At 38.2% G+C, this 2,621-nt stretch carries 4 protein-coding genes; 2 read left to right on the plus strand and 2 right to left on the minus strand.

Annotated elements, in window-relative coordinates; all coding sequences use genetic code 11:
* Nucleotides 1-62: 62 nt before the first annotated feature.
* Nucleotides 63-1,235, plus strand: coding sequence for an MFS transporter (locus tag DBR11_RS21815; RefSeq protein ID WP_108554730.1), 1,173 nt, complete (start codon nt 63-65; stop codon nt 1,233-1,235).
* Between the two features lie 18 nt (nt 1,236-1,253).
* Here DBR11_RS21815 and DBR11_RS21820 read toward each other — a convergent pair whose 3' ends face one another.
* Nucleotides 1,254-1,784 (minus strand): RNA polymerase sigma factor, encoded by a 531-nt coding sequence (locus tag DBR11_RS21820; protein ID WP_108554731.1) that lies wholly within the window; start codon nt 1,782-1,784, stop codon nt 1,254-1,256.
* A gap of 346 nt (nt 1,785-2,130) precedes the next feature.
* Between DBR11_RS21820 and DBR11_RS21825 the strand changes: the two genes are divergently transcribed.
* The gene (locus DBR11_RS21825) at nt 2,131-2,379 is read left to right on the plus strand and encodes a hypothetical protein (RefSeq protein WP_108554732.1); all 249 of its coding nucleotides are present in this window, start codon (nt 2,131-2,133) and stop codon (nt 2,377-2,379) included.
* 27 nt (nt 2,380-2,406) lie between these two features.
* On the opposite strand, the gene DBR11_RS30295 is transcribed toward DBR11_RS21825, so the two are convergent.
* Nucleotides 2,407-2,621, minus strand: a 215-nt coding sequence (locus tag DBR11_RS30295; protein ID WP_233260860.1) for a VOC family protein, incomplete at its 5' end; no start/stop codon positions are given.

A 2,621-nucleotide genomic window follows, 5' to 3' on the forward strand; every position in this document is an offset into this window, starting at 1 on the left:
TTTATATTATTTTTATAATGTATAGGTTTTACCAACCTTTGTTCTAATCATTAGAACTCAGAATGGATAGACATAAAAGAAGATTACCAGCAGCCTTATGGGCCTTAACCATAAGTGCTTTTGGCATTGGAACAACAGAATTTGTGATTGTTGGCTTACTACCTACGGTAGCAAATGACCTGAAAATCACCCTGCCCTCTGCAGGACTTCTGGTTAGCCTTTACGCGATTGGAGTTGCTGTTGGCGCTCCAATCCTCACAGCCCTAACTAGTGGAATTCCTCGCAAGAGGTTATTAATCACCTTAATGGTGTTGTTTACGATTGGAAACGCACTAGCCTCTATAGCCCCCGGATTTTATACTTTAGTCCTTGCAAGGATAGTTACTGGCTTTGCCCATGGTGTTTTCTTTGCCGTTGGAGCTACAATAGCCGCTTCCCTGGTACCTGCAGAAAAAAGAGCATCTGCAATCGCAATCATGTTTTCCGGACTGACCATTGCTATAGTTACCGGTGTGCCCTTCGGTACATTTATTGGACAGCATTTCGGCTGGAGAGCCACTTTTATTGGTGTCGCCATACTGGGAATTATCGGTTTGATCTCCAGCATAATCCTAATACCTAAAAACCTTAAAAGCGAAAAGGCCATCCCTTTAAACAACCTTATCAAAGTAATCAGCAACAAACATTTAATGCTCGTGTATCTCATGACCATTCTTGGCTATGGAGGAACCTTTGTCGCGTTCACTTACCTTTCTCCAATATTGCAGGAACTTACCCATTTATCAGAATCTATCGTAAACGTTATTCTATTACTTTATGGAATAGCCATTGCATTTGGCAATTTAATTGGTGGAAAAGTTTCCAATAAACGCCCTCACAAAGCGTTATTATGGATGTTTGTTTTGCAAACTTTAGTCTTGATTCTTTTCGCTTTTACCGTTCACTATACCGTAGCGGGAATAATCACCTTGTTTATCATGGGTGCTCTCTCTTTTTCAAATGTTCCCGGATTACAGTTACTTGTTGTACAAACGGCAGAGAAGCATGTACCGGGTGCAGAGGATATCGCTTCAGCTTTTAATATTGCAGCCTTTAATATTGGAATTGCAATCGGCGCATATGCGGGTGGTTTAATTGTTGCATCTCCCCTTGGTCTTGGTGCAACACCAGTAGTTGGAGCTCTATTTGTAGCTATGGCTATTGTTGTTACCATGATCAGTAAAGAACACAGATAAAACATTAGAAAAGCAGGTCTAACCTGCTTTTCTATAATTATCCTGGTACATTTTTAAACTTTTCTTTAAAATGCTCCTGGCTACATGTATCCTTGTTTTAACCGTTCCAAGGGGAATATTCAACTCTTCTGCGATTTCATGGTACTTAAACCCTTCAAAATATCTGATAAAGGGTATATAATATTCCGGCTGTAACTTTTTAAGTGCATACTGAATGTCATCCATTACACACTTGTTCTCTCCCTCATTCAGCGAGGCACTTTTCTTTAATTGTGCAGATGAAATCTCCTCACAAACTGTAAAAATTTCACCGGACCTGGAATTCTTTCGGTAACTGTTAATGAATGTATTTCTTAAAATTGTGAAAAGCCAGCCCTTCATATTGGTTCCTTCCTCATACAAGCCAGAATAACGAATGGCTTTCACCATAGTGTCCTGCACAAGATCCCGGGCATCCTCATCATCTCTGGTAAAGGTTAGTGCAAAAGCATGCAGGCTTCCGCTAAAACTATTTAATTGTTGTGTAAAAAGAGTGGTTGCTTGTTTCATAATGTAGAAGATTTTATGAAAAAACTTATGCAAAACGCATACCAAAAAATAAACACAAACAACTGACTAACAAAACATTAAACAAAAAAATACCCGAAGACATGTTTTGTTGAACACGCTCTAAATGCAAACAGATTATATTTTGTATTCTGGGCGGCCTCTACCCAGCTTTCAGCGTCACTAAGGTCTTTAACATCGTTTCGTTTAATAGGAAAATGTTTTCTATAAACTCGTACAGATAAAGATTGTTTGAATTATTTTTTCTTATGATAAATATATTTTGGCCAGAAACCAGGACAAAAGACAAGAAATTTGTTCGTAACTTTGGAAAAGATTAAAAATTCTTATGGCAGTATTACATAGAAAAGAAGAGAAAATAGAAGTTGTGCTTAGTAAACTTCCTAAAGATTACACAGACCAACAGTTCGTTGAGAAGTTTATACAACTTTATTCCAAAGACTGGGGCAAAATTAAAGCAAACTATATTAAACACTCCCAGGATAAAGAACCGGGAACCATTATAACGATGCCAAAACCTGAAATCTATCTAAAGCAGGTATTAAAGGCATATCTGGAAAATCCAAAACAGGTATAAGCAATTGCTTATACCTGTTTCTTATTGCTACTGTTTATATTCGAAATTTATCATCCAGTGGATGCCGAATTTATCCGTAAACATTCCAAAATAAGATCCCCAAAAAACCTTACCCAGAGGCATAGAAATTTGCCCTCCTGCCGAAAGGCCATTAAACAAATGTTCTGCTTCCTCTTCACTTTCAGCCTGTATTGCAATACTTAAATGATTACCCTGATGGACTGTCCCCATCGAAGCAGGGG

The organism is Pedobacter sp. HMWF019 (genome assembly GCF_003061025.1).
Classification (GTDB): domain Bacteria; phylum Bacteroidota; class Bacteroidia; order Sphingobacteriales; family Sphingobacteriaceae; genus Pedobacter.

What these genes read in the sequence shown, in the direction of transcription:
- DBR11_RS21815 (WP_108554730.1), top strand. Translation starts at nt 63, where the DNA reads ATGGATAGACATAAAAGAAGATTACCAGCAGCCTTATGGGCCTTAACC.
- DBR11_RS21820 (WP_108554731.1), bottom strand. Translation starts at nt 1,784, where the DNA reads ATGAAACAAGCAACCACTCTTTTTACACAACAATTAAATAGTTTTAGC.
- DBR11_RS21825 (WP_108554732.1), top strand. Translation starts at nt 2,131, where the DNA reads ATGGCAGTATTACATAGAAAAGAAGAGAAAATAGAAGTTGTGCTTAGT.